The organism is Armatimonas sp. (assembly GCF_043757465.1).
Taxonomy (GTDB): Bacteria; Armatimonadota; Armatimonadia; order Armatimonadales; family Armatimonadaceae; genus Armatimonas.
Genome location: NZ_JAYVPL010000075.1, coordinates 112824 through 133953 on the forward strand (window position 1 = coordinate 112824; position 21130 = coordinate 133953).

The 21130-nt window shown below is 57.6% G+C and carries 19 protein-coding genes and 1 tRNA gene; 5 read left to right on the top strand and 15 right to left on the bottom strand.

The features are described 5' to 3' along the window. Window positions 1-3: 3 nt before the first annotated feature. Both ACH2ED_RS10230 and alkA read right to left on the bottom strand, forming a co-directional pair. Window positions 4-492, bottom strand: a complete 489-nt coding sequence (locus ACH2ED_RS10230; protein ID WP_395090730.1) for a methylated-DNA--[protein]-cysteine S-methyltransferase — start codon at window positions 490-492, stop codon at window positions 4-6. After that, entirely contained in the window at window positions 489-1928 is a 1440-nt protein-coding gene (alkA, locus tag ACH2ED_RS10235; RefSeq protein ID WP_395090731.1) for a DNA-3-methyladenine glycosylase 2, read from the bottom strand. Before alkA ends, ACH2ED_RS10230 begins: the two co-directional genes overlap by 4 nt. A 77-nt stretch (window positions 1929-2005) precedes the next feature. Between alkA and ACH2ED_RS10240 the strand changes: the two genes are divergently transcribed. Further along, window positions 2006-2389 (top strand): ASCH domain-containing protein, encoded by a 384-nt coding sequence (locus ACH2ED_RS10240; RefSeq protein ID WP_395090733.1) that lies wholly within the window; start codon window positions 2006-2008, stop codon window positions 2387-2389. Window positions 2390-2392: 3 nt separating this feature from the next. After that, window positions 2393-4795, top strand: coding sequence for a DPP IV N-terminal domain-containing protein (locus tag ACH2ED_RS10245; protein ID WP_395090734.1), 2403 nt, complete (start codon window positions 2393-2395; stop codon window positions 4793-4795). A gap of 146 nt (window positions 4796-4941) precedes the next feature. On the opposite strand, the gene ACH2ED_RS10250 is transcribed toward ACH2ED_RS10245, so the two are convergent. From ACH2ED_RS10250 to dnaE, 11 genes are all read right to left on the bottom strand, one after another. Beyond that, window positions 4942-6279, bottom strand: a complete 1338-nt coding sequence (locus ACH2ED_RS10250; RefSeq protein ID WP_395090736.1) for a 2-oxo acid dehydrogenase subunit E2 — start codon at window positions 6277-6279, stop codon at window positions 4942-4944. A gap of 9 nt (window positions 6280-6288) precedes the next feature. After that, a complete protein-coding gene (gene smpB, locus ACH2ED_RS10255; protein ID WP_309684986.1) occupies window positions 6289-6771 on the bottom strand; it encodes an SsrA-binding protein SmpB in 483 nt (160 codons plus the stop codon). Between the two features lie 25 nt (window positions 6772-6796). Further along, the gene (locus ACH2ED_RS10260) at window positions 6797-7861 is read right to left on the bottom strand and encodes a multiheme c-type cytochrome (RefSeq protein ID WP_395090738.1); all 1065 of its coding nucleotides are present in this window, start codon (window positions 7859-7861) and stop codon (window positions 6797-6799) included. Between the two features lie 10 nt (window positions 7862-7871). Continuing rightward, a complete protein-coding gene (locus ACH2ED_RS10265) occupies window positions 7872-9092 on the bottom strand; it encodes an acetylxylan esterase (RefSeq protein WP_395090740.1) in 1221 nt (406 codons plus the stop codon). A 60-nt stretch (window positions 9093-9152) separates the two neighbouring features. Beyond that, a tRNA-Gly gene (locus tag ACH2ED_RS10270) sits at window positions 9153-9224 on the bottom strand. Window positions 9225-9266: 42 nt separating this feature from the next. Then, complete coding sequence (locus tag ACH2ED_RS10275) at window positions 9267-9836, bottom strand: hypothetical protein (RefSeq protein WP_395090742.1); 570 nt, start codon at window positions 9834-9836, stop codon at window positions 9267-9269. Next, window positions 9833-10087 carry a hypothetical protein gene (locus tag ACH2ED_RS10280; RefSeq protein WP_395090744.1) on the bottom strand — a complete coding sequence of 85 codons (255 nt, stop codon included), beginning with the start codon at window positions 10085-10087 and terminating at the stop codon, window positions 9833-9835. Before ACH2ED_RS10280 ends, ACH2ED_RS10275 begins: the two co-directional genes overlap by 4 nt. Before the next feature lie 14 nt (window positions 10088-10101). Continuing rightward, window positions 10102-10872, bottom strand: coding sequence for a hypothetical protein (locus tag ACH2ED_RS10285; RefSeq protein WP_395090745.1), 771 nt, complete (start codon window positions 10870-10872; stop codon window positions 10102-10104). 48 nt (window positions 10873-10920) lie between these two features. After that, window positions 10921-11304, bottom strand: coding sequence for a type II toxin-antitoxin system VapC family toxin (locus tag ACH2ED_RS10290; protein WP_395090746.1), 384 nt, complete (start codon window positions 11302-11304; stop codon window positions 10921-10923). Then, the gene (locus ACH2ED_RS10295) at window positions 11301-11528 is read right to left on the bottom strand and encodes a DUF2281 domain-containing protein (RefSeq protein ID WP_395090748.1); all 228 of its coding nucleotides are present in this window, start codon (window positions 11526-11528) and stop codon (window positions 11301-11303) included. Before ACH2ED_RS10295 ends, ACH2ED_RS10290 begins: the two co-directional genes overlap by 4 nt. A 27-nt stretch (window positions 11529-11555) precedes the next feature. Continuing rightward, window positions 11556-16109: a DNA polymerase III subunit alpha gene (gene dnaE / locus ACH2ED_RS10300; protein WP_395090749.1), complete on the bottom strand. Its 4554-nt coding sequence runs from the start codon at window positions 16107-16109 to the stop codon at window positions 11556-11558. A 156-nt stretch (window positions 16110-16265) separates the two neighbouring features. Here dnaE and ACH2ED_RS10305 point away from each other — a divergent pair, with 156 nt between their 5' ends. Continuing rightward, window positions 16266-16637 carry a hypothetical protein gene (locus ACH2ED_RS10305; protein WP_395090751.1) on the top strand — a complete coding sequence of 124 codons (372 nt, stop codon included), beginning with the start codon at window positions 16266-16268 and terminating at the stop codon, window positions 16635-16637. Window positions 16638-16640: 3 nt separating this feature from the next. Here the strand turns inward: ACH2ED_RS10305 and ACH2ED_RS10310 are convergent, their stop codons facing one another. Further along, the gene (locus ACH2ED_RS10310) at window positions 16641-18674 is read right to left on the bottom strand and encodes an alpha-galactosidase (RefSeq protein WP_395090753.1); all 2034 of its coding nucleotides are present in this window, start codon (window positions 18672-18674) and stop codon (window positions 16641-16643) included. Window positions 18675-18805: 131 nt separating this feature from the next. Here ACH2ED_RS10310 and ACH2ED_RS10315 point away from each other — a divergent pair, with 131 nt between their 5' ends. After that, a complete protein-coding gene (locus ACH2ED_RS10315; RefSeq protein ID WP_395090755.1) occupies window positions 18806-19180 on the top strand; it encodes a hypothetical protein in 375 nt (124 codons plus the stop codon). A gap of 11 nt (window positions 19181-19191) precedes the next feature. Beyond that, window positions 19192-19527, top strand: coding sequence for a copper amine oxidase N-terminal domain-containing protein (locus tag ACH2ED_RS10320; protein WP_395090757.1), 336 nt, complete (start codon window positions 19192-19194; stop codon window positions 19525-19527). Between the two features lie 58 nt (window positions 19528-19585). On the opposite strand, the gene ACH2ED_RS10325 is transcribed toward ACH2ED_RS10320, so the two are convergent. Continuing rightward, window positions 19586-21127: a S41 family peptidase gene (locus ACH2ED_RS10325; protein WP_395090759.1), complete on the bottom strand. Its 1542-nt coding sequence runs from the start codon at window positions 21125-21127 to the stop codon at window positions 19586-19588. Between the last annotated feature and the right edge of the window lie 3 nt (window positions 21128-21130).

Below are 21130 nucleotides of genomic sequence, written 5' to 3' on the forward strand. Positions count from 1 at the left end.
ATTTTACCGCGTCGCGAATCGCTCTAGCGCTAGCAGTGCCTCTTTGCGCGCCAGCCCGCCGCCGTAGCCGGTGAGTTTGCCACTTGCTCCGATCACCCGATGGCACGGGACGACAATCGAGAGGGGATTTTTCCCATTGGCGAGTCCGACAGCGCGAGAGGCTTTAGGGTTGCCGATGCGTGCTGCCAGCTCGCCGTAAGAGAGCGTCTGGCCGTAGGGGATTTTTGCCAGCTCCGCCCAGACCGTTTTTTGGAAGTCGGTGCCTGAGGTGGCAAGCGGCAGATTAAAGACTGCGCGTGTGCCTGCAAAGTACTCTGTGAGCTGTGCTTTGGCTGCCATAAACACCGGCAGGTTCGACGATTCTTGCCAATTGGCTTGATGCGTTGGTGCGTGGCGGTGATCCGGGGGCAGATAGATTCCCGTGAGCGCCTCGCCGTTGGAGGTGAGGAGCAGCGTGCAGAGTGAGGTTTCGAAAGAAGTAAAATAGGTCATTGTTTTGTCTCCAAAGAACGCCATAGATGCATCGTGGCGTAGGCGCGCCAGGGGCGCCAGGCGTCGGCGATTTCTAAGATTTTAGCGGGCTGGGTCTCGCCCAGCGCTTTCTTGACCCCAAGATCGGTGTGGGGAAAAGCATCGGGCCAGGCCAGAGCACGCATCGCGATGTACTGCGCCGTCCACTCCCCGATTCCCGGAAGTGCGACTAAGGCTTTTAGTGTGGCCGTCCGATCCCCGCCCGGCTCCAGGGAAATTTTGCCCTCGGTGACGGCCTGCGCCAGTGCCAGAATCGCAAGCGCACGGGTTTCAAGAATGCCCAGTGCGATTAGCTCCTGCTTGGGGGTATGCGCCACACACTCCGGCGTCGGGCTGAGATGCGTGAGGTTGGGGTAGGGCGTTGCGACTGGCTCGCCAAGCGCGGCGGCAAAACGACTGGCAAGCGTGGTCGCGGCCTTGACACTCACTTGCTGGCCTAAAATCGCACGCATTGCCGTCTCAAAGCCGTGGAACGCACCGGGCACCCGCAGGCCGGGGCAGTCGGTGGCAAGCACGCCGAGGACATCGTTAATGCGATGCGGACTCGCGCCCAGGTCAAAAAGGCACTTGATGCGGGCCAGAATCGGTGGCAGTGCCTGCACCAAAGAGTGTGAGAGGGAGATTCTGAGAATACGCTCGTTCTCCCTCGCGCAGGCACTGAACCAGCCTGTGTGTTCCTGCCAGCGGACGGTTCGTCGGTAGGTATCTCCGTCAATGTTTTCCACGCCCGCCAGAGTGCGCGATTTCAGGAAGCCCAGCAGACCCGACCAGTCGAGCGGGGGACGGTAGGTCAGCGTGATGTTGAGAGTTTGCTCGGTCTGCGTAGGGAGTGCCTGGACGTTTTTTCGTAGCGCGGTTGGTGTCAGGCGGTAGCGCTCCTGAAAGACACTATTGAAGCGCCGGACACTTTGGAAGCCGCTGGCAAAGGCGATCTGGGTGATGGGCAGCGCGGTGTCCGTGAGCAGGCGCTTGGCCAGAAGTAGGCGCTGTGTCTGTGCCAGTGCGTGGGGCGAGACTCCAAACGTACTCTCGACGGCACGGCGGAGGTGGCGCTCACTCACACCAAGCTCAGCGGCCAGCTCGGACACGCTTATCTCCGAGAGCACTCCGTCCTCGATCCGGCTGGCCGCGCGCTGAGCGAGATCGGCGATCGCATCCACCGACGCATTGCCTGGAGCCAGCTCGGGGCGACAGCGCAGGCACGGGCGAAATCCTGCCTGCTCAGCGGCAGCGGCGTGGGCATAGTAGACACAGTTCTCTTCCCTTGGTGTCTTTGCAGGGCAGATCGGGCGGCAGTAGATCCCCGTGGTGCGCACTCCCACAAAGAAAACCCCATCGAAGCGGGTATCGTGAGTGAGCAGCGCCTGGTAACAAGAAGTGGCATCATGCAAGAGCATACGCGTATTATCCCGTATGTTGGACCCAAGGACTCGCCGTTTTCGGACGACGAACCAGAGAGGATTTTTCAGGGGAGATGTCGAACCGTGCCACGATGTTCGCACTAAATTTTTATAATACGCTCTATGGCGATGTTCTGCGTAAAGGCCGCAAGTCGGCTACCATTCGCTTGGGAAATAAAACCGCTAAGTATCAGTCGGGGCAGCTTGTCTGGGTGACCGTTGGTCAGCGTTTCGGGCGGCGGCACAAGCTGTTCACCGCGATTCTCGATATGGTTGAGGTCAAGCCCATCAAGGAGCTGACACCGCGCGACATCCAGCGGGAGAACCCTGAGTTTCGCACTAAGGACGAAGTCATTGCGCTACTCTCGCGGGTCTACGATCTCCCGATAGACGAAGACACGCTCATCACTATCATTTATTTTTCGCCCGTGGACGAGTACGGGCTGGATGGAATTTAACTTATGTTTGCTATTATCCCTGCTTTAGTATCACTCTCGGTCGCGCAGGAGCCCGTAAAGGCCAACTGGAAGTTGGCAAATCGCTTTACTGCCGAGATTCTCACGCCTTTTGTTCCCAGCACCACCCTCACGCCAGGCTGGATTAATAAGTCGGATACGTTCTGGTATCTCTGGCGCGACGATTCTGGGCGTAAGTTCTGGAAAGTGGACGCGAAGGCAAAGAGAAAATCCTTATTGTTTGACTCCACTAAGATGGCAGCACTTCTGTCTGAGCTGACTCAGAAGCCCTACGATTCCACGAACCTCCCTTTCACAACCGTCACATTCGACGAAAAAGATGCCAACCGGATTTTCTTCTTGGTCAGCGAAGCTACGACGTCACCCGCGCCACCGAAAAATACGCGCTACGAATACGATTTGACGAAAGAGACGCTCAAGGTCGCACCCAAAGAGGGCACGGCGACGGCGGACACAGAGGCCAGGGACTTCCGTAATTTTTCCCCGGATAAGAAAGCCTTTGTCTACGCCATGGCCCACAACCTCTACTACGTTGAGGTGAAAGAGGGCAAGGAGCAGTCACCGATCCAACTCACCAAAGATGGCGAGAAAGACTACAGCTTTGGGAGCCGTGAGGGGGGCTTCGGCGGTGGTGGCGGCACGCGTCGTCGGCAGCAAGGTGAGGGCGGCGCACCACCGCCGCCGCCCACTGTCGAGCTACGTGTCCGGGCAAGTGTCACGTGGTCCAAGGACTCCAAGCGCTTCTCCGTTAGCCGCTTTGACTCCCGCAATGTTAAAGAGCTGTTTCTCGTCAATGTGCTCTCCGAGCCCCGCCCCACCCTGATGAGCTATAAGTACGCCATGCCGGGGGAGCCGGGTGTCGGGCAGCAGGAGCTCTTTGCCTTCAACCCGGCCACGAAGACACTCGAAAAGCTGCCCATTGAAAAATACAAAGATCAGCAAGTACGCAATGTTCACTTCCAGGACACCACTTCTGAGGCACTTCGCTTCGTGCGGCGGGATCGTCTTCAGCGCCACGCCGAGCTCTGTGAGATTAATCTAAACACCAAGGCCGTCACCCCGCTGCTCTCCGAAGCCGTGGAGAATGCGTTTCTGGAAATCCAGGAAGTCAAGTACGTCAAGCCAGGCGGCGATTTTCTCTGGTTCTCCGAGCGCACTGGCTGGGGGCACTACTACCTCTACGCCAACGACGGCAAACTCAAGAATCCAGTGACCAGCGGCCCGTTTCGGGCGTCGCAGATCATGGAGGTGGATGAGAAGAAAGAGCAGCTCTGGTTTGTGGGGCAGGGGCGTGAAGCGGGTGAGAATCCCTACTATCAGCACCTCTACCGAACCGGGCTGGATGGCAAGAGTAGTAGTCTCGCGCTGCTGGACTCCGGTGAGGCGGAGTACACCTCCAGTGTCTCACCCTCAAAAGACTTCGTGGTGGATGTCGCCTCGCGCCCCGACTTAGCGCCGAAAGCCGTTCTCCGCGACCGGGATGGCAAGGTCGTTCTTGATCTTGAGGAAACGAAGCTGGAGCGTTTGTTGGAGCTGGGCTGGCGAGTGCCGGAGCGCTTCACGGTGAAGGCCGCCGACGGCGTGAATGATCTCTATGGCAATCTCTGGCGGCCCACCGATTTTGACCCGAAGAAAAAATATCCGATCATCGCCTATGTCTACCCTGGCCCTCAGACCGAGTCGGTGAACTCGGGCTTCTCGGTGAGCGCTAACAACGCGCGCTTGGCACAGCTTGGCTTTGTGGTCATTCAGATCGGCAACCGGGGAGGCAACCCGGCACGCTCGAATGCCTACCATAGCTTTGGGTACTACAACCTACGCGACTATGGCCTCGCCGACAAGAAAGCCGGAATCGAGCAGCTTGCCGCGCGCTTCCCCTGGGTGGACATCGAGAAAGTCGGGATCTTTGGGCACTCCGGCGGTGGCTTCATGACGGGGGCAGCGCTCTTATTGCCGCCCTACAATGAGTTCTTCAAAGTGGGGGTGAGTAGCGCCGGAAACCATGACAATAATATCTACAACTCGAACTGGAGTGAGCAGCACCACGGCCTAAAAGAAGTGCCCGTTTTCGACAAAGATGGCAAGCCGACCGGGGAGACTAAGTTTGAGATCAAAGTCCCCACCAACGCCGAGCTGGCGGGCAATCTCAAGGGCAAGCTGCTTCTGGTGCACGGCGATATGGACAACAATGTCCATCCGGGTAACACAATACGCCTGGTCAATGCACTGATCAAAGCCGGTAAACGCTTTGATTTTATGCTCCTGCCTGGTCAGGATCACAGCTTCGGCACTATGAATGGCTACTTCAACCAGATGATGATGGAGTACTTTGCCGAGCATTTGCTGGGCGACTACCAGCGCGGCAACGCTGAGCTGAAGGCGAAGTAAAATCCGCCCACAGGACGTGGGCGTCTTGGGGCGTGCCGCCAAAAAGTCGCTCCACGACTCCCGAATCTAATCGGAGCCAGTCGCGGAGCGACTTCCCAGCCGAAGGCTTCTTGACGCCCACGTTCTGTGGGCGGGCAATCACGCGCCTACGCCAGTAGCAGCCCCGGCGTCTCCAGTAGCTCTTTTAAGCGAGCCAGAAATGCGGCGGCGGGGGCACCGTCTAGGGCGCGGTGGTCGAAGCTGAGCGAGAGCCCCATCATCGGGCGCACGGTGGGCTGACCGTTCACCGCGACAATGGTATCCGTGATGGCGCAGATGCCCAGAATCGCGACCTGCGGAGGGGAGATGATCGGGTTGAACGCCTGGACACCGTAGTTTCCTAAGTTGGTGATGGTGAAGGTTCCGCCGGAGACTTCGTTACTTGCCAGCTTCCCGGCACGTGCGCGGGCTGCTAGGTCAACTCTGTCTTTGGCGAGCTGGGTCAGCCCCTTGCTCTGAACCTCTTTAATCACCGGCACGATCAGGCCCTCGTCGCCGAGGGAGACTGCCATTCCGATATGCGCGACATCAAAGAGTGTGATGGTGTCGCCGTCTATGTGGGCATTGACCATGGGGTGCTCTTTAAGTGCGTGGCCACAGGCTTTGATAATGAAGTCGGTGGGGGAGATGCGGACATTGTCAGACTTCTCAATGGCGGGGAGAAGCTGCTTGCGGAGCTTGTTGGCCTCGGTCATGTCCACGGCGAGATGGAGCGTGACATGAGGCTTCTCCCGCACAGATTTACTCAGATTATCGGCGACGCGCTTGCGTAGCCCCGAGAGCTTGACTGTCCGTGCGCCAGCCCCCTGGCCCCCGCCCTCATCGGACGCGGGAACGGAGATAGGCACTGTTACCGCGCGCACATCGTCGGCGGTGATGCGGCCTCCGGTACCACTGCCCGCCACATCGGTGAGATTCACGCCCTCGCCTGTCGCAATCGCCTGGGCGAGTGGTGAGACACGCACGGCAGGAGTCTCCAGAAGCTCCTGCGCTACTTGTGCAGACTTGGCGAGCGTGGCATGGGCGGCCTCAACATCGCGCTCGATAATCCGTCCACCCGGCCCCGTGCCCTTTCCTGCGAGATCTTTGACAATCACCCCCAGCTCATCGGCGATGCGACGTGCACGGGGCGAGGCATCAAGGGGGCCTCCTAATGGCTCTCTCGCCGGGCTGGGGCTGGGGGGGATTGGCACAGCGGGAGCTTCCCCAGGCTCACCGACCAGCACGACAGGGGACTCCACTTTGACGTAGGCATCCACAGGAGCCAGAAATCCTAGAATCACACCGGCTTCGGTGCTGGCGAACTCCATATTGGTCTTGTCCGTCTCCAGCTCGCCCAGCGCCTCGCCAATCGCGACCATGTCGCCGACTTTCTTGAACCACTGAACAATACGCACTTCCTCAACCGACTGCCCGAGCACGGGCACCTTCACTGTTCTTGCCATCCGTTGTAGCTAGTTCCTTCCAAAAACTTCGCGCCGCGCTTCTCGATCGGCATCGCGCTTGGCGATATCCTGGCGCTTGTCGTAGAGCTTCTTGCCGCGCCCAAGCCCGAGCTCCAGCTTGGCAAAACCACGCTCAAAGATAATCGCCAGCGGTACGAGCGACAGCCCTTTTTGTTGGGTCTGCCCGAGCAGATGGTCAATCTCTTTACGTGTGAGCAGCAGCTTTCGAACCCGCGTCGGCTCGACATTGTCGCCATGGCCCTGCGTGAAATGCGCAATATGCAGATTATGTAGCCACAGCTCGTTCTTCTCGATACGCGCGTAACCATCGGTTAGATTCGCTTTGCCCGCCCGGAGCGACTTCACTTCCGTGCCGACCAGCACCATCCCCGCGACATAGGTCTCCTCAATGAAATACTCGTGGCGTGCGCGACGGTTCAGCGCGACAGTGCGCTTCTGGCCGCTCTTCTCTTCTGCTTTACTGGTGGACATGAGGCTCTATTATACCGCGAAGCAGTTAGTTGATGCGGATGAAGTGATCGGCCATCTTAAGGGAGATTGTCCCGTGTGTCATCACCGGGCGGTCAGGCATGTGGCAGGTAATGCACTTCTCTTTGGGGTTGACCGAGCAACTTTTTTTCGGGACGCTATGGCACGAGACACAGATCGCCTCATAGCGCTTCGTCTCCTTCGAGACATTACTGTGCGGGCTATGACACGTCACACAGGTCAGCTTATTGGCGCTCTCTTTAAAACAGCGGCTCTGGGCAAGACCGTAGGGCTGAAAGCGGTTGGTCATCTTCTTGGACGCGGTGGGCATCCCCGCGACATCGTCCTCGGTGCGATGACAGCGGCCACAGAGAGTGTTGAGCGCTGTGCCCGTTGCCCCCCGCAGCGACGAAATGGCGAGATTTTTTGGCTTTTTGTTTTTGCCTACGGGGCCCTCCTGCATGGCGGCGACGTGCTCGGCTCCGGGGCCGTGGCAAGACTCACAGCCCACGCCAAAGAAGCGCTTTTCTGGCAACAAAGAGGCCAGAGGCAGTGTGACCGCATGGCAGCTCAGGCACTGACGCGTCGCCTCCTCTTTGTGGATCGCGCTCCCTAGGCTCCGGGAAAGCTCCTCGATACCCGGGGTGAGGTGCCACTGTTTTTCGTGAGGGAAGTAGCTCTGCCGAATCTCCGCACTGGTCTGCTTGAAGACGGCCAGAAACGTGATGCCCGTCTTTCCTGAGCCAAGTGCGAGCTGAAGCGGTAGTGTCGAGGTGGCAGAGTGCGCCACCAGCCTGCCGTCCTCAACGGTGAAACGCCCCTCGCCGGGCACCACACCTGGTGCGGGCGCTAGCGTTCCGAGGTCTGCCACTGTCGCCTCCCGCAGAGTGGTGGCATGATTGCTCTGGTGGTGGCTCTCGAACTCACTCGCATGGCACGGCTGGCAGGCCGCCGTGCCCGCGTAGGGGGTCGGCTCTAAGAACACCGGCTCGGGTGCGACCACCGGCGGCGGCTTCTGTGGGGTGCAGGCCAGCGAGCCTAGAACCAGGAGCGGCAACAAAACACTCCAGCCTTTGGGGAGAGCAATGCGCATGATGGTACGGTTAACGCGGAATCTGCTTTCCCTCGCGCAGTGCCGGGAGCCACGCACTCCAGCAGCGTTTTTCATAGGCTGCCTGGGAGTTGTTTTCGTTCTGGTGGCCCGCAACGGGAAGCAGTATCAGCTCTTTGTGACTCTGGATCTGATTCGCGGCGGCGATAATTCCCTCCGGCGGACAGGTCTCGTCAATCAAGCCGCAGCCGATCAGCACAGGGCACTTGATCCGCGACGCGAAGTTGGCAACATCGAAGTAGCGGCTGGCTTCGCGCACTTTATTTTTATCTTTGTTGCCTGCGTTATTGATCCACTGCGGCCAGCCGGGCGCACGTCCTATATCTGGGCCGAGCATATCGCAGCCCGCAGGAACTGAGGCGAGGGCAGCCGTTACTTTCGGATGAAAGCCCGCTGTCATCAGCGCCTGCAAGCCGCCCTGGCTCCCGCCCATCACCACCAGCGTTTTGCCGTCCCAGTCTGGGTGCTCGGTCAAGTACTGCGCGGCGCGGTAGCAGGAGAGATACATCCGCAAGAAGTAGCTGGTCTCCGGGCTGTCGTTGCCAATAGCGGGGTAGTTATTCAGCGGCCCGCGACTCTGCCCCTCGTAGAACGCGGGCGGTTGGTCAATGGGAAGATCATGGGCCTCGATGTTGAGCGCCAGCCAGCCGTCGGCGGCGCGGTCCGTGACCCAGTTTTTGGGCAGGCCATAGACCCCGGCCCACTGGACAATTAAGAGCGCGGGAAGCTTTGTCTTTCCCGCCAGTTGCGCCGTGTGCCCCTGGATCTTCGTTCCCCGGATATTATCTAGGGTGAGCTTGGAGTACAGAACCCCTGCCTTGCCGGATATCCCACGCTCCAGCTTCGGGTTGGCGGGGATACGCTCCAGCTCCTTCACTTTCGCGGCCCAGAAAGCATCAAAATTAGCGGGGCGCTTCGCCGAGAGCATGACTTTCTCCGGCGCTGCGACGGCACCACCCCGGCTGCGTGAGCCTTGCAGCACGAGCAGAAGTGCGCCCGGTTTTTCAAAGCGCGCCTCTACAGTGCCAACGCCCTTGGTAAGCGCTAAACTCCCCTTGCTCTGCTCCGTCAGGCCGCCTTTCTTGACAACATAGTCCACCTTTTCAGGGGGCATGCCCTCACCTACCCACACGATGCTCCAGCGAACCATCTCACCCACTCTGTAGACACCATCGGCATGATCCGCTGTGACCATAAAACGCGCTGCTTGCATTGTATATTCCTTTGACTAGACAAAAACAAAAGCCTTCTGATTTTACCAGAAGGCTTTGAGAGCGGGAGACGAGACTCGAACTCGCGACATTTTGCTTGGGAAGCAAACGCTCTACCACTGAACTACTCCCGCAGCGCCTACGATTCTATCGGGTTTTCGCTGGGTGTGCAAGGCTCAATAGGCCCGCTTGCCAGTCCATTCTCTCGTGGGGTCTTCGTCGCCGCTGCCCCACTTTCCCGTGAACGACTCGCCATCGTCGCTGAGGACAAACCAGCCTTGTCCCCCGGAAGAGCCATGCTCCGTCCAAGTAAACGTCAGCCGGTCTCCGATCAGTATTCCCTCGATTACTCCTTCACTGGACGGATAGCTACCCGTGACACGGTTGCCATGAATCTCCAGGGTGAGCTCGCCAAACGTAGCACTCCACTTCCCAGAAAAAGTTCTTGTGCCGCGTCGCGTGAGCAGATAGACCGGTTGGAGCTTTAGCGCGTCTTTGACGGACTGGGCAGGGCCATCGGGAAGCTGCGTGGCCAATATCTCGGACTTACCTTCCTGCACCGCCCCGACTTTTCCATAGAGCTGTGCCAGGCTGAGGGCATACTTGACGACATCATCGCCGCTCCAGCGCTTGCCACGGGGCGGCACCACCCGCGCCCCAGCGTTTCCAGAGCACGCACACTGGCAGGAGCCTGTTCCTGCTGGATCACAATCGGCGGAACGAGAGGAAGCATCATAGAACCTCATTTAAGCACGGTGAGAGTCAGAATTGTACTGGAAGGTAGGTTCACCGGAAGTGCCCAGGAGACCTCCAGCACTTTGCCGAAGTGCGTGTCCGTAACCACAGCCATGCTCTTCTCTCCCAGTGCCGTCTCCAGCTTGACCCGGAGTCCATTGAGGTTCCAGGTCGCGCCACCGAGTGCGCAGTCCGGTGCATGCATGAGTAAGCGCAGGCGCTCGCCGCTGCGCTTGGGGAGCTGTATTTGACATGGGGACATAGGCCCACTCAAAGCTACGGTTGTGCCAGTCCGACGGTGCGGGCGCAGTTTTTTTGTCCTGGGTGAGCAAGAAGATCGCTACGCCTGTGATCGCCGTGTACTGCACCATGTCCATACCGTAGGCGCGGGTGAACGGCCCACAGAGATTGCGAAGGCCCGCGTGGTAGAGCGTCGCCGTGTCGCGCCAGACCCATCGCGTCCACGCCGCCGTAGGTGGGGGAGTTGTCCTCGGTGAAGGTGCGGAAGCGATTGAAGAGATCGGTGACTTGCTTTGCTTTCTCTGCCCCCTTTGCCGCGATCTCCGGCTTGGTAAGTCTTGCACCAACCCACTCCTGTAAAAACGCACTCATCAAGGCGATATTGGTGTACTCCGGCGAGACATTGCGGTGGACATCACCGTCGGCAGCTACCAATAGCGCGGCATCTATCTTCTCGATCAGCGCCTTGGGCAGGAGCTTGCCGTAGCGCTCCCGTGCCACAATCAGCCCCACCCCGATAAACTCGCGCCAGTTGTGGTCCAGCTTGCGATCTTTCTGGCTCGTGCTCCCCGGCCAGACCCCGTACCACTCGCCGGGCTCGCGCTTCTGTAAGCCCACCAGCGCCTCCAGCACCGCCGCCGCCCGCGCCGCATCGCTCTGTTGGTTGCGGATCAGCAATCCCACTGCCAAGTACACCGCCGAGCGAGTGCCCTTCTGGCCTAAAAACGCCTGCGTCTGCGCGGGAGTCCACACCGCGCCAGGAGCGGGGAGAAGGAAATCTAAAAGCTCAGCTTCGAGTTGTGTCATGGCATTATTATAGTGGATTCCGGTGGCACCGACGAGACATACAAGAAATCAGAGTAGTGGGACAGGGTAGTTCTGAATGGCATGATCATCGGTTATTAGGGTGAGCCCATAGTGGAGAGCCTGGCTGATGAGCATACGGTCGAAGGGATCGCGATGCAGATCTGGAAGTTGGATAAGATGTCGTACACAGCCCTCCTCCAAGGGAAGCGTTGCAATACTGTGTAGCTGGCGCTGGGTTGGAAGATAGATTTCAGGAGACTGTGGTAAGGGGAGCTTGCCGAGTTTGTATTTGATCGTAATTTCCCAGATAGACACAACGCTCAGGAAAGTACCGTTGCTGCCATCTTCGATGGCAAGTCGCGCTTTTACAGAGAGCTGCGGATCATTTGTGATAAGCCAGAGAAAAATGTGCGTGTCGAGAAGCAGCTTCATTTGCCCTCAAACGCATCCAGAAGTTCGTCGGGGAGGGGATCGTTAAAGTCTGCGGGAACGACAAACTGGCCCTCTGCCAAGCCGATAGGGCGCTTTTTCCGAGAAGGAATAGCTGGTTCCGAGTCTTGCTTCAGGCTACTCAGAATCAACGCAGCGAGTTCAATCCGCTCATCGTGAGAGAGCTGTTTGATTTCGTTACCATAGCGTTCGACAACATTTACCATTTCGTTACACCTCGTGTATTTTATCGCTTACTCCACCCAGGCTTTTTGGTGACCGCCTCCGAGCATTCTTCTAATTTGCTCGATCAGGCCCTCGTCGGGGTCTACGAGGATGGGGGTTTTGATGAGATACTCGCCGCTGGGGGTCTCGGCGTGCACCACTAAGGGCGAGCCGCCATCTTTGCTAGTGAACATCTCTTTGACCATGTGCAGGAGCGTGCGGTTGTTGGGGTCAATGCGCACATGGACGGTGCGCGGGCGGGCGTCGGCGGCCATGGCATTCTCGACAATGCGCTCGATCTTATCGGCGATCAGCTCGATCTGGACGTTCTTATCGGCGGCGGCAGGCTCCGCGCCTTCTTCGGGTACTTCATTCTTTAAGATGCGCTCCCGGTGCTGGGCGCGGCCAATGATCGCGACCACGGAGTTGACGATGCAGTACTTGCCCCACTCGGCGGCGCACTTGGGAAAGAGGGTCACGCTCACCGAGCCGGTGGTGTCCTCAAGCGTCACAAAGAGCATCGCACTGCCGGTCTTGGTGTACTTGGTGCGCACTTCGGTGATCATCCCACCCACGGTCACCTGCTGATTGGGCGTGCTCTCACTGATCTGATCCGCGCGCCACGCGCGCCACTTGCGGCGCAGCTCGGGCTCAAACGGCTTGACAGGGTGCTCGGTGAGGTAGAGGCCGAGCAGCTCTTTCTCCCAGCCCAGCCAGACCCCGCGGGGGTGATCCGGCACATTGGGCAGGGGCTGCACGGACTCCACCGACGCGGCGTCGTCACCCGCATCGTCGCCCCAGAGCGAGATCAGCCCCGCTTTTGCATCTTTGGCCCCACGTGCTGCCGCCGCGACGGCATCGTCGAGTGTCTCCATCAGCGCCCTTCGGTTGGGGTGGATACTCTTAAACGTCCCGGCTTTAATCAGCATCTCGATCACCGATTTCGACGTGAGACCCTCCGCAAAAACTCGGGTGCAGAAGTCTGGGAGGCTGATAAACTTGCCACCTTTCGTGCGTGCCTGTAAGATCGTCTCGATGGGGGACTTGCCGATATTCTTGATCGCCAGGAGCCCAAAGCGAATCGCACCTTGATATTTTTTCTTATCGGTGGGTTCGCGCACCGTGAAGTCGGCGTCGGACTCGTTGACATCGGGGGGGAGAATCTCAATGCCAAGACGCTCGCACTCCTCCAGCGTATTGACCACTTTCTCGGTCTTGTCCACATAGGCCGCCATCAGCGCCGCCAGATACTCGGCGGTGTAGTTGGCCTTCATGTAGGCCGTTTGGTAGGCGACCATGGCGTAACACGCGGCGTGGCTGTTGTGAGAGACGATTCGGTTGGCGATAAAGTTTTTCGGGCCGCCTTCTGCCATCTCGATATCATAGGTTTCCCCGATTCCGCATGGCAAAATAGAGATAATCGGATCGCCATTTTCCGCGTGGTCAAGCTGAAGATGTCGCGCAATCATCGTGCGAAAGTCTTCGGGAGTGACAACAATATAGGGCAGCTCATTGTATTTCATCGCGAAGTACGAATCTACTCGATCCATGCCATCCATCTCCCAGTAGATGCCTCCAAAGTAGAAATCACACATGCGTCCATTTGGTAGGACTTTATGCATCTCAAAAGAAATATGTTGTTCGATGAGCCACTCACACATAGCTCGCTCTGGCGTGCTGGCACACCACATTCCGTTGGAGGCAATAGAGCAGTGACCGTAGCCAGGACCTGTATCATAAGCGGCTCGAACATTGGCAAGAGATTTCTGAAGCAGATTTTTGCGCCACTCAGGATCATTTTCATGGAGCCATTTCTGGCGAGCGATTGCTACGGGGCTAAGCTTTGCGATATTTTGACGTATCTCAGGATGAAGTGCATGAACCCGTTGCATATGCATGACTTTTTCCTCAAGCGAGCGAGAGGCTTGATAGGCACGCATTCGTTTGCTAGTGTGGGTACGTTGCTCCGGTGTCTGGACAAAGTGTTGCATGGTTTGCCGCCGGGCCTCTCGTTGGCGCTCAGTAATCTTTCGCGGCTGAACCATCAGCTCACTTCCAACTGCCAGCTCTGCGACTTTCTGATAGCCCTCTGTGGTGAGGAAGCGGTGCTCTTGTGTGGCTTTGACAACACGTCCCCCTTGGGTTCGTATCTCAAAAAGAGGCTTACGTCCTGTTTTTACAATTTTAGAAACGGTATGAGGGCGTATCACGCCATCTTCCCACATGGAAAGAATCTCCGTTGGTTGTATCTCAAATGCACGTGAAATATGTATCCGACTGCCATCGGGAAGATAGATATAAGTTTTAGAATGTAGACAACCATTAAATGCGTAGCCCGCGAACGGCTCGATGTCGGCGAAGATCTTCTCGGCGGACTTGTTGCTTACGCCGCGCTCTTTGGCTCCCTCCATGAAGATGCCTTTTTGCTTGTCCATGTAGGATTTTTGTTTCTTCCCCATGGCGCGGCGCAGCAAGTCGGCCTGGCCCAGCGAGAGCCCGCCGACAGCCTGGACAATTTTTAACACCTGGTCTTGATAGACAATCACCCCGTAGGTCTCTTTTAAGATCGGCTCCAGAAGCGCGTGCTCGTACTCAATCTTATCGGGGTCGAACTTGGACTGGATAAAGCGGGGGATGTGCGCCAGCGGCCCCGGACGATACAGCGCCACCATCGCGGAGAGCTCTTTGACGGAGTTGGGCTTTAGCTCCACAATGTACTTGCGCATCCCCGACGACTCCAACTGAAAGACCCCCGTGGTCTCGCCCCGCCCGAGCATGTCGTAGGCTTTCTTCGCCCGAGGCTCCTCGTAGTGCAGCGGAATATCCCAGACATCCACCGTCTCGCCGCGTGTCTGCTGAATGAGCTTTACGGCGCGGCTCAGGATCGAGAGGTTGACGAGGCCCAGAAAGTCCATCTTCAGAAGCCCGATGGCCTCCAGCGAGCTATGTGGGTACTGCGTGGCTAGGGAGCCGTCGTTGAGCTTGCGCAGCGGCGTGTACTCCACCAGCGGCCTGTCTGCGATCATCACCCCGGCGGCATGGACAGACTCATTGCGCGTGATGCCCTCGATGCGCTTGGCCGTGTCAATGAGTTTGTGGGCCAGCTCCTCGCTCTCGTAGGCCGCAACCATCTCCGGGTTGCCAGGGTAGTCTTTCTCCGGCCAGCCGTGCATGGCGCGGGTGATAGAGATTCCCAGCGGCAGGGCGGGGATCATACGGGCAATTCTGTCCACATCCGGCAGAGGCATCGCGAGCGCACGGCCCGCATCACGGAGCGCCGCTTTGGCCCCGAGCGTCCCAAACGTGGTGATGTAGCTGACGTTGTCTTTGCCGTACTGCTGGGTCACGTGCTCGATCACCTCGGCGCGGCGCGTGTCCTCAAAGTCCATGTCAATATCGGGCATCTGCACGCGCTCGGGGTTCAAGAAGCGCTCAAATGTTAAGTTGTACTCAATCGGATCAAGATCCGTAATACCTAAGCAGTAGCTTGCCAGCGAGCCCGCCGCCGAGCCGCGAACGCCAAAGAAAATCCCGCTCTGCCGCGCGTGTTGGGCGATGTCGCGCACAATTAAGAAGTACTGCGCAAAGCCGGTTTTCTCAATAATATCCAGCTCGTAGCTCAGGCGCTCTTTATGCTCCATCTCGTTCTTGGGCAGGCGGCGTTCTAGTCCCTCCCAGCACATACGGGTTATCGTGGTCTGGGCATCGCTGCCGGGGTCTACACCAACCACGGGCATGGGGGCGCGCCCCACTTCGATCTCAAAGTTAACTTTCTCGGCTACCTCTAGCGTGTTCTCGATAGCATCGGGGGCGAAGTGCTCAAACTCGCCCATCATCTCGGCGTAGGTTTTCAAGTAAAATTCACGCGGCTCGTAGCGCATGCGCTTGGGATCGTTTACCGTGGTGCCCGTCTGGATACAGATCAGCACATCGTGCGGGTCGGCGTCCTCGGCCTTGAGATAGTGGCTGTCGTTGGTCGCCACCATCTTGATGCCCATCTCGCGGCTGATGCGCTTGACATCGGCATTCACATCCCACTGCCCATTGGCGTGATGGCCTTGCACTTCTAAGTAAAAATCGTCTTTGAAGACCTCACGGTACCATGCAGCGACGTTTTTAGCGTCCTCGTAGCTCTGCTTCATGATCGCCTGCGCCAGCTCGCCACCCATGCACGCCGAGCAGATAATCAGTCCCTCGGAGTACTCGGCAAGCAGCTCTTTGTCCACACGTGGTTTGTAGTAAAAACCCTCCAGCGACGCCAGCGTCACCAGCTTCATGAGATTTTTATAGCCCGTCTCGTTCTTGGCGATCGCCACCAAGTGATGATTACCATCGCGCTTCGGGTCGCGGTCTTTGCGCCCCCGGGTCGCCACGTAGAGTTCACTTCCGATCAGCGGCTTTATTCCCGCCGCGCGCGCCGCCGTGTAGAACTCAAACGACCCGTACATCACGCCATGGTCGGTGAGGGCCAGCGCGGGCATCTCCATCTCCACGGCGTATTTAACCATCTCTTTTATCTTGGAAGCGCCGTCAAGAAGCGAAAACTCGGAATGGTTGTGAAGGTGAACAAACGGGGTGGACATGCGGCCATTATACCGGGCGTTTGGGCGATTTCACGGGTGGATAGGCTTCTGAACTAGGTAGGATGGCGGCATGAAATTTAGGAGGGCGGCATAAAATTCGGGTGTGATGATCGCTTCACTCTGAGGTTAAAAAATAGTTTAACTGATATTAGAAGTATGGAATGGCTCAAATCTCTCTTTCGAAAACCGGAGCCCATTTCTCCGGTTAACTCTCAATCAAGTAAGCAACTGCTCACATACAACCCGGCGAGGGAGCGTGCAGCGGTTCTGACCCAAACACAGTGGGTAGAGGAGCAGCTCACCCAGTGCTCAATTGACCGTCTTCTCGAGGTGAGTGGGATTCGCGAGGCACATATCAAGACACTTCGTAACGCGGGGATCACTAACCTGCGTGAAGCGCGAGAGTGTGCGCAGCTTCCCCTACTGGGCGGGACTGCCGACTGGGCCTCAGGATGGGTGAAAAATCATGTCTTCACCCTAAACCGTCAGTACCAACAGCACCAGAAGGCACTCGGAAAAGCGGCTTAGAGACTACTCCACGATCACCCACTGCATGCCCCCGGCAGGTAGGGTGAGACTGAGTTGCAAGGAGTAGTCGCGCTCCAGCACGATTGTCTTGGCTTTGTCGCTACCGATCTTTACCTTTGCGGATTTGCTCAGGCCCGTGTAGTAAAGCGGGAGGCGCAGAGTGCGGGTGAGGGGCTGATCGGTGGGATTGAAAAGGACGGCCATTGCCTTCTCTTTGAGCATGGGGTTTACGTGGAGCACGCCGTCCCAGTCACGGCCATCCGCGCGGCGCAGGTGGAGTACATCGCTCTCTAAAATTTCGCGGTGGGCCTTGAACCAGCTTACCCACTTGACGACGAGTGCTTTGGTTTCTGGCGCGTCGTAGAGGCGCGGGCCTCGGTAGCAGGCCTGTGCACCGAAGCCTAGATTATTTTGCAAGTGGCGCTCGTAGTCGGGCAGATGCGCTTTGAGTGGCTCGATAGTCGCCGCATCGCCGCCGCCTTGGTACTGGACAAGTGGTACAAACATCCAGCCCATACTCGGGGTTTTCTCCCAGGTACCGTCGAAGAGATTCTGTCGCGCGTGAATCACTTGCTCGGCACGGGGGAGGCTCCAGTTGCTCTCACGGTAGCCCATCGCCGTTTTATTCGAGCCGTTGAGGAAGTAGAAGTCCGGGACATTCAGGAAGATCTTCTTCGCATTGCACCAGTGGTAGAAATCGCGGATCTGCATAAACTGTGTCCACTGCGAGTCCGCGAGCCCTTTATGACCGGGATGGGTGGTGGACGAACAAATATCGCCCGGATAGCTGCCGTCGTGCTCTAGGATATCAAAACCCGTCTCGGTGAGAAACTTTTTGACATGCTCAAAGTAGGCGATTCCCCACTTGCTGCCAAGGCACGGGCTATTGCCAAAGATCGCACCGTTGGGATTTTTGACATCGTCGTCATCGGAGATGCGCTGCGACGCAAGTAGCGAGTAGCCTCCGAGTCGAATCTTCTTGCTGTGCGCGTAGTCGGCGAGCGCTTTGAACTTGGCGAGGTTCTCAGGGGATGTGTCCTCCATATTCAGACCACTGCCAAAGCTTAGGATCACCATCTCGAAGCCGACTTCCGCGCACTGGTCAATGGCTGTTTTCACGGTCGTCGGGTTGGTCGTGGTGACATGGAGCAGCAGCGGATTGTCCAGCACCCACGGAGCCAACGCCCGGTACATCTTGCGCACTGCCAGCCCCTTGCGCTCGCGATCCGTGGAGTCGTGGAGGAGAATAAATGTCCGGAAGCTATCCACACTCTGGCCAGGAGCAAGCTCGATATCAGGGCCGTAGGGAGGACGTACCTCCAGCAGACAGGGTGTCTGGCGCTCGTAGTTCACTTGTGTTTGGTAGGTGGGATCGGTCACGAAATGCACGGTTTTATTGGAGTTGCCCTGGCTCATCCCTCCGAAGCTGTAGTCGGTGACGACACTGAGATTGGGCTGCTCCCAGCGCTCCGTTTTATCCACGATAGACTCAGGTTCTACCAGAGCAAGCCGCTCGCTCATAAACTTCGTCAGGCGAACCGAGCTATTCCCCTGGTTTGTGATCGTCAACCACTTGGCGAAAACCGGCAAGCCATTGTAGAGCTCGTAGTGCACGGTGACGGCAATACCAGCGGCGGCGAATTTCAAGTCCAGCGAGACGCCTGCGGGGGGAGGAGCGGCAGCGAAACGCGGCGCAGGCTTGCCGACGGAGTAGCCCGTGAAGTGCAGTGCATTTGGATTTGCGGTGAGCTTTGGCAGCCACTCGGGTTTGAGAAAGGCCTGGTTTGGCTGCCCCATTAGCCCGCCCACTGCCCGCTCTTCGCCATCAATTGTCACAAGGGCTTCGGGGCCCACTGCGCGCAGAAACGCTTCGCCGGTTGCCAGATGCTCCAGTCCGATCGTTGCGGCGTCGGGAGCGAGACGAAAAGTGCGCCGAACCAAGCCGTTCTGAAGGGTGAGTGTCTTGCCATCTGGGGGGGCAAGCACTTCGGCATGCGCGGCGGGCGGCTGTAGGAGCCAGTCGGGAGAAAGTAGCATAGGGCATTATCGCAAAAAATTAGTGCTGGTAGCAAGAGGCGTTAGCGGGCGAGGACTGTGTATCATTAGGGCACAGCACTTGACAGAAAAACAAAAAAACGCTAGGCTATAAATGGTAGGAGGAATACACTATGTATAGAAAATTTGCTCTGTTTGCGGTGACATTGTCTGTGTTTTCGGTTGTTCTCGTGGGGTGTCCGAAGCCTCAAGAGGCAGCCGATGCTGGCACAGGTGCCGCTATAGATGCCGGTAAGAGGGCGGCAGACGCCGGGGGTAAGATGGCGGATGCGGGCAAGGCCGCTGTTGCTGCGGTCACCGATCCCGCCAAGCTGATGGAAGCACTCAAGGCCGACGCTGGGCTTGCTGGCGTCAAGATCCAGAAGAATGCCAAAGACGAGCTCGTCATGACGGGTAAAGTTGCCGATCAAGCACTGAAGGCCAAGGCTGAGGAGCTGATCAAAGCCGCTGGTGGAACTGTCAAGAACGCGATTATCGTCGGTAAGTAGGAACGAAAACAATGCCGTACAAGATTGAGGGAATTGATATCGAGGGAATTACCGAGCCTGTTCTGGGTGAGGGAACGACCTTCGTGCCGCTCGCCAATGTCGCGCAGGCACTAGGTGGCTATGCAGAGTTCGACCATGTGGCCAAGGTTGCCAAGATTCAGATGGGCGACTATGTTCTTCAGGTTCAGGCAGACAACCCCATCGTGGATATTAGTGGGACGCCTGTGGAGCTTCAAGCCGCTCCGTTTATTGAGGTGGACACGATGTTTGTGCCGGTGCGTCTCTTTGAGAAGCTCGGTTACACGATGAGTGTTGATGGTGTGAATATCGCGCTTGAAAGTGCGTAAACAAAAATGAAAAGCCGGGGCAACTCGCTGCCCCGGCTTTTTTGTTGCTTTTCCCAGACTACTTATCGGTGCTGTCAGTCTCCGTGGTCAGTGGGGGAGAGGAAGATTTGGCATAGGGGCCGATGGGATCCTTCTTTCCGGCCACCGTCTCGGATTTCTCCGGCTTGTCAGGAATATCTTTTTCAGATTTTGGCCAGGGTTTTCCGGCCATACGCGCCTTGAGTAGCTCGACTCCCTTGGCGATCTGTGGGCTGAACTTTGCGGCGTAGCGTCGGTCAAAAGGCTTGTCGCGCAGGGCGGTCCACTGTGTCTCGATGTCTTTTTCTGTTTCGGTCAACACCATGTCGGGCTTGACACCACCGAGCTTGGTGACCGTGCCGGACTCATCGCGGAAGGTATTGATATCGCGCTTGCCACGGGTGTAGTAGCGCTGGGTTGTGATCTTGACTGCGCCTTCCCGGTCTTGGAGCGGGATAATGGTCTGCACCAGTCCCTTGCCAAAGCTGCGTGTTCCGATCAGGAAGCCCGCGCCTCCGTCCTGGATGGCGCCGGAGACGATCTCAGACGCACTCGCGGAGCCCCCGTTGATGAGCACCACTGTGGGGATTTTGCCCACGGTCGGAACTCTCCCTGCTGCGTGGGCAGCCTGTCGTTTTTCCATCTCCACATCTAGCGAGCGCATCTGCCCGTTTTTCTCCTTGAGCCATGTTACGGGGCCGCTGGGCAAGAAGCGGGAGCCGAGATCCTGTGCGACATGGAGCATTCCTCCCGGGTTGTTGCGCATGTCGAAAATAAGAGACTTCATTCCCTGTTTCTGAAGGCGTTCAAAGGCGATTCCAAACTGCACATCGGCTTCCTCGCTAAACAGATCGAGGCGGATATAGCCGATCTTGGCGGTATCGTCCTGCATCCAGGAGTCAATTACCGGAGAGTTAACCTGCTCTCGGGTGAAGACATAGTCCTTTTTTTCGGTGCCACGGCGTAGCGTGAGCTTGACTTTGGTGCCTTCCTCCCCCTTGATGCGCTTGATCACATCGTCGAGGTGCTGTTGATCTGAGAGGAGAGCGGATTTACCGTCCACTTCGACAATCACATCCCCGGGCTTGAGCTTCGCGCGCCATGCGGGGGAGTTCTCTATAGGCTCGATGATCATCGGGAATTTTTTGTCTTTGGTGACATCCAGTTTCGCGCCGATTCCGAAGAAGCGGCCCTGGGTGTCTTCCATGTTACGCTTGAACTCCTCAGGATTCCAGTACTCGGTGTAGCGGTCTCCGATGGCCAGGAGCATCCCATCAATTCCGGCGTAGCGGATCTTGTTGCGCCAGGTGGCGAGTGCCTTGGGATCACTGGGCGGCGTACCGTACTCGCTGAGGATCTTTTCCAAAACACTGTGGTAGGTATCAACGGGCGAAAGATCGCTGGAGCCTGCCTTTGCCGCCGCGGGCCTGGTTGCCTCGCTCAGACGGGCTGCCAGGAGGGTGGGGGTGATGCGAAGCACATCCTCCTTGTGTCCTTGGAGGATCTGGAAATTGAAGCCGCTGAAGAAAGCCGCTCCCACCAGACTTGTTGCTGCAATACCTTTGATGACACTGCGTACCATTGT

Coding starts and splice junctions, on each gene's coding strand:
- ACH2ED_RS10240 (WP_395090733.1), top strand. CDS start 2,006: ATGTCGAACCGTGCCACGATGTTCGCACTAAATTTTTATAATACGCTC.
- ACH2ED_RS10280 (WP_395090744.1), bottom strand. CDS start 10,087: ATGTCCCCATGTCAAATACAGCTCCCCAAGCGCAGCGGCGAGCGCCTG.
- dnaE (WP_395090749.1), bottom strand. CDS start 16,109: ATGTCCACCCCGTTTGTTCACCTTCACAACCATTCCGAGTTTTCGCTT.
- ACH2ED_RS10325 (WP_395090759.1), bottom strand. CDS start 21,127: ATGGTACGCAGTGTCATCAAAGGTATTGCAGCAACAAGTCTGGTGGGA.
- ACH2ED_RS10315 (WP_395090755.1), top strand. CDS start 18,806: ATGTATAGAAAATTTGCTCTGTTTGCGGTGACATTGTCTGTGTTTTCG.
- ACH2ED_RS10305 (WP_395090751.1), top strand. CDS start 16,266: ATGGAATGGCTCAAATCTCTCTTTCGAAAACCGGAGCCCATTTCTCCG.
- ACH2ED_RS10245 (WP_395090734.1), top strand. CDS start 2,393: ATGTTTGCTATTATCCCTGCTTTAGTATCACTCTCGGTCGCGCAGGAG.
- ACH2ED_RS10310 (WP_395090753.1), bottom strand. CDS start 18,674: ATGCTACTTTCTCCCGACTGGCTCCTACAGCCGCCCGCCGCGCATGCC.
- alkA (WP_395090731.1), bottom strand. CDS start 1,928: ATGCTCTTGCATGATGCCACTTCTTGTTACCAGGCGCTGCTCACTCAC.
- smpB (WP_309684986.1), bottom strand. CDS start 6,771: ATGTCCACCAGTAAAGCAGAAGAGAAGAGCGGCCAGAAGCGCACTGTC.
- ACH2ED_RS10285 (WP_395090745.1), bottom strand. CDS start 10,872: ATGACACAACTCGAAGCTGAGCTTTTAGATTTCCTTCTCCCCGCTCCT.
- ACH2ED_RS10275 (WP_395090742.1), bottom strand. CDS start 9,836: ATGAGGTTCTATGATGCTTCCTCTCGTTCCGCCGATTGTGATCCAGCA.
- ACH2ED_RS10260 (WP_395090738.1), bottom strand. CDS start 7,861: ATGCGCATTGCTCTCCCCAAAGGCTGGAGTGTTTTGTTGCCGCTCCTG.
- ACH2ED_RS10230 (WP_395090730.1), bottom strand. CDS start 492: ATGACCTATTTTACTTCTTTCGAAACCTCACTCTGCACGCTGCTCCTC.
- ACH2ED_RS10290 (WP_395090746.1), bottom strand. CDS start 11,304: ATGAAGCTGCTTCTCGACACGCACATTTTTCTCTGGCTTATCACAAAT.
- ACH2ED_RS10295 (WP_395090748.1), bottom strand. CDS start 11,528: ATGGTAAATGTTGTCGAACGCTATGGTAACGAAATCAAACAGCTCTCT.
- ACH2ED_RS10250 (WP_395090736.1), bottom strand. CDS start 6,279: ATGGCAAGAACAGTGAAGGTGCCCGTGCTCGGGCAGTCGGTTGAGGAA.
- ACH2ED_RS10320 (WP_395090757.1), top strand. CDS start 19,192: ATGCCGTACAAGATTGAGGGAATTGATATCGAGGGAATTACCGAGCCT.
- ACH2ED_RS10265 (WP_395090740.1), bottom strand. CDS start 9,092: ATGCAAGCAGCGCGTTTTATGGTCACAGCGGATCATGCCGATGGTGTC.